The following is a 3,634-nucleotide window of genomic DNA, read 5'->3' on the forward strand; positions in this document are numbered from 1 at the left end:
CCGTCACGACTGTCTGCGCGGCCCCGATCACCCAGGCGCTGCCTGCCGGCGATCCCTTTGTCGACCTGCCGGCCCCGGTGGCCGCGACCCCCTGCCAGAACGACAACAAGGCGACGCTCGGTCCAGGCACCTATTGCAGCGGCATGAACCTGAAGGGCAATGTCACGCTTTCGCCCGGCGTCTATGTCGTCCAGGGCAGCTTCAAGATAAACGCCAACGCTGCCATCACCGGCAGCGGGGTGACCATCTTCATGTCGGGCAGTTCGACGGTCAGCATGAATGGCAATGCCTCCGTGCAGCTTAGCGCGCCGACTTCGGGCAGCTATTCAGGCGTTCTGTTCTACGGCGACAGGACCGGTAACAGCGCATCCAGCACATTCAACGGCACAGCGGACTCGCTTTTGACCGGAGCCATCTACTTCCCCAAGCAGCAAGTGAACTATCTTGGCAACTTCTCGGGCAATGGCGGCTGCACCCGGGTCGTCGCCGATACGATCCAATGGTCCGGCAACTCAACCATCAATCAGGATTGCTCAAGCCTCGGAATAGACGACATTCCGGCCGCGCCGTCCGTGGCGCTGGTCGAGTAGCTTCGTGGAGCGCCGATCGATGCCGATCCTTGGCGATGATTCGGGCGTTGCGGCGGTCGAGTTCGCCATGGTGCTGCCGATTCTGTGCCTGGTGCTGATGGGTATTCTGGACGGCTGGTCCTACGTAACGAGTTCACTGTCGATGCGCGCCGGTGTGAAGACCGCCGCGAACCTGGTCATGAGCGGATCGACCGATGATGCGGCGACCCAGGCCCTTGCCATTGCGAGTTGGGAAAATCGGCCGGAAGACGGCCAGGTCACGCTAAGCCGCATCCGTATGTGCGGGGCGACGGTGGTCGACGCGTCCACCATGTGCAGTGGGCCGAAGGTGCCGGCGGTCTATGTCCAGATACAGGCATCGGGCACCTGGGTACCGCCAATTGCCTTCGGCCCATTTGCCACTTCCACTGTAATCGGTCACCAGGAGACGATCCGTGTCCGCTAGGGTAAGCGCGTTCCGGCGGGATCGATCGGGCGGGGCCGGGCTGGAGTTCGCGCTGATCGCGCCCTTCCTTGTCATGCTGCTGTTCGGAATCTTCGCCTTTGGCTGGTCGATGCACTCGGTCTCCAGTGTTCGCTATACGCTGGAGACGTCAGCGCGCTCGCTACAGCTTAAGAACACGCTGACCCAGGCCGACATTCAATCGATCGCCACGCAGAAATTGCAAGCCTTGGGGTTCAAGGACGTGAACGTCACGATCGCCATCGACCCCGTGAGCGGCGGCTTCCGCATGGCGCATCTCACCGCGGCCTATGCCTTCGTCATCGACTTCCCCTACTTCAGTTCCTTCCCGATCAACTACGCGACAACCGTTACGGTGCCGCTGCTTGGCAGCGGCTAGGCTGTGGCCTGATAGCCTCGCGCTGGGGCTCTGCTTACTTGTACGCCTTGAGCGCGATCAGACCGCCGAGAATGGTTATCGCCATGAGGATCAGCGCCCACGACACAATGTTGTGTGACAGACGCCTCCGGCGACTGCGCAGGGCCCGGTCCCGCCAGCGTTTGGCCTGATCAGCCCCTGTGTTTTGTCGATCCACGTCCTTCTCCACGAGCAGAATGCGACTCATGCCGGCTGGTGTCCAGATCGGCACCGGTTTTGGCGGTCACGATGCAAGCTTGGCACTCAGCCTGCTTTTGATGGCACGGGGCTAGATAATATATTTCGTAGTGCTAATATTAAGGTGACGCTAGGTCATGTCCGACCATCTGTCGGGTGCAATATGGGGGTTCCAATGAGAGTGGCTGTATTTTGCGTGGCTGTCGTTTTCGCTGCGGCTGGTGTCGCTGTTGCCAAGGAAAAGAAGGCAGTGGTCAGTGACGCCGCCGCTTTATGTTCCACCAACCCGTCAGCCAAGAAGCCCGCACCAAATCTGGACTGTGGTTTCACCGGAACCGCCAAATCGGAAGATAGCGGCGCAAAAGCAGAGCCGCGCCTCGGATACGACGCCAATCCGTGGATTGTAACCGGCTTTTGATTTCGCATCGGCGGTTGCCGGTGAAGCGCTGAAGAGGGGCGTCTTGACCGGCGGGCGTCGCCCCCGCGACCGGAGCGTAACGGTCGGGCGCCGTCGAGAAGGAGGAAGCGCAAATGGCCGCCTATCTGATCGCGGATGTAGACGTAAAGGACGCTGCCGCGTTCGAGGAATACCGGCGGGATGTGCCAGCCACCGAGGAGCGTTATGGTGGGAGATATCTAGGTCGTGGCGGTGCGACCAAGGTCTTGGAGGGCGATTGGGAGCCACACCGTTTGGTTATTATCGAATTCCCCGACATGACGTCGTTGATGGGCTGGTACAATTCGCCGGAATACGCCCGCCTTATTGAAATCCGGAAGCGTTGCGCCAACACCAGGATCATTGCGCTTGAGGGGGTTGCAACACCCACTCTTTGACCGTGGTGGCTCGCGTTCATCAGGTAGTATCCGGCTTTTGCGCCCGAATCCGTACACCGCGAAGTCAGCTGTTTAAAGCCGGGAAACCAGGCAATAAATGCGGGCTTACCACTGCGGGGCTTTCTCATTGTCGCAGTGCCCGAGAACCCAACTCGACCGTGCAATGAAAAGCCCGCCACGGGGGCGACCTGCGGCGGGCTCTTGGAGCGGCTACATCCCTGAGGAATCGACCACTTTGTAGCAGGATTATGACCTGTGTGGCCGCGTTAGCCTATGGTGTGATCGCGGAAGACTGCGCGTCAGTTGAAGACCGCGGCAGAGAGCCAGGCGAAATTGGCCACATTGGGAGGGAGGTTTGCGCTAAACGCATTATCTTCTGGTACGCCCAAGGGGAATCGAACCCCTGTTACCGCCGTGAAAGGGCGGTGTCCTAACCGCTAGACGATGGGCGCGCTCAGACGAAGCGGCTTATACTGGCGTTGTGCGCAACCGGCAACCCGTCAGGTGCCACCTTGGACAACTTTTTTCCGGGCCAGCCAAATCAACGATTTCCCGAGGGTTGGCAGGCTTTGATAATTAGCGGCGACACCCATCGTTTCGTCATCCCAGGGTCTCCGCGACGGAGCTTCGCTCCTACTTCGCCCTAGGATGACGAAGTTTGTGGGAGGCTTCGGCTAATCCCGAATGCTCAGAATGGTCACCGGTACGATCTTGGCTGCTAATAGGCCTAAGACCGTCTGCTAGACTAGCCGTCACCGCCGCTGCGCCGGCGGCAGCGCCAGTTCCAGTCGCGCTCGGGGCCGACGTCGACGTGAACCGATTCTGTGTGGCAGTACGTGCCGACGCCGCCGCGGCCGGGCATGCTTCTGATGTAGCTCGCCAGTTCCCATTTCGAAACGCCGGGAACCTGGATATCGGCGGCGGCGCAATACATGTGCAGCGAATTCTTGGCGCCGTTGGCGCGCCGGTTGCGGGCCGGGTCGCGATAGCCTGACGTCACCGTCATCTTGCGGCCGTAGTGGCCTTCGATCGTCTTCAGCACGCGCACCAGCGACGGCTTCAGGCAGGCCACATCGACGCTTTCGTTCTGCTTGAGCAGCCCGTTGGGCGCCAACCGGGCCATGCCGGCGGCTGACGCAACCTGATAGGAGC

6 protein-coding genes, 1 tRNA gene and 1 pseudogene are annotated in these 3,634 nt (G+C 60.6%); 5 read left to right on the top strand and 3 right to left on the bottom strand.

Annotated elements, in window-relative coordinates:
• From EOB59_RS33980 to EOB59_RS33990, 3 genes and pseudogenes are all read left to right on the top strand, one after another.
• Window positions 1-590, top strand: a pseudogene (locus EOB59_RS33980) (hypothetical protein); the annotation flags it as partial.
• Between the two features lie 19 nt (window positions 591-609).
• Window positions 610-1,035 carry a TadE/TadG family type IV pilus assembly protein gene (locus EOB59_RS33985; protein WP_128290252.1) on the top strand — a complete coding sequence of 142 codons (426 nt, stop codon included), beginning with the start codon at window positions 610-612 and terminating at the stop codon, window positions 1,033-1,035.
• On the top strand, window positions 1,025-1,432 hold the full coding sequence (locus EOB59_RS33990) for a TadE/TadG family type IV pilus assembly protein (RefSeq protein ID WP_127270088.1): 408 nt from the start codon (window positions 1,025-1,027) through the stop codon (window positions 1,430-1,432). The genes EOB59_RS33985 and EOB59_RS33990 overlap by 11 nt, the downstream gene beginning before the upstream one ends.
• Before the next feature lie 34 nt (window positions 1,433-1,466).
• Here EOB59_RS33990 and EOB59_RS33995 read toward each other — a convergent pair whose 3' ends face one another.
• On the bottom strand, window positions 1,467-1,658 hold the full coding sequence (locus EOB59_RS33995; protein WP_164895838.1) for a hypothetical protein: 192 nt from the start codon (window positions 1,656-1,658) through the stop codon (window positions 1,467-1,469).
• Between the two features lie 165 nt (window positions 1,659-1,823).
• Here EOB59_RS33995 and EOB59_RS34000 point away from each other — a divergent pair, with 165 nt between their 5' ends.
• Both EOB59_RS34000 and EOB59_RS34005 read left to right on the top strand, forming a co-directional pair.
• On the top strand, window positions 1,824-2,066 hold the full coding sequence (locus EOB59_RS34000; protein WP_128290253.1) for a hypothetical protein: 243 nt from the start codon (window positions 1,824-1,826) through the stop codon (window positions 2,064-2,066).
• 113 nt (window positions 2,067-2,179) lie between these two features.
• Entirely contained in the window at window positions 2,180-2,482 is a 303-nt protein-coding gene (locus EOB59_RS34005) for a DUF1330 domain-containing protein (protein WP_127327465.1), read from the top strand.
• A gap of 377 nt (window positions 2,483-2,859) precedes the next feature.
• Here EOB59_RS34005 and EOB59_RS34010 read toward each other — a convergent pair.
• Together EOB59_RS34010 and EOB59_RS34015 are read right to left on the bottom strand one after the other, a co-directional pair.
• Window positions 2,860-2,934, bottom strand: a tRNA-Glu gene (locus EOB59_RS34010).
• A 293-nt stretch (window positions 2,935-3,227) separates the two neighbouring features.
• Window positions 3,228-3,634: YcbK family protein (locus EOB59_RS34015; RefSeq protein WP_127389319.1), on the bottom strand; the 407-nt coding region annotated here is incomplete at its 5' end.

The sequence above is a fragment of the Mesorhizobium sp. M7A.F.Ca.MR.176.00.0.0 genome (assembly GCF_004023165.1).
In the GTDB taxonomy this organism is placed as follows: domain Bacteria; phylum Pseudomonadota; class Alphaproteobacteria; order Rhizobiales; family Rhizobiaceae; genus Mesorhizobium.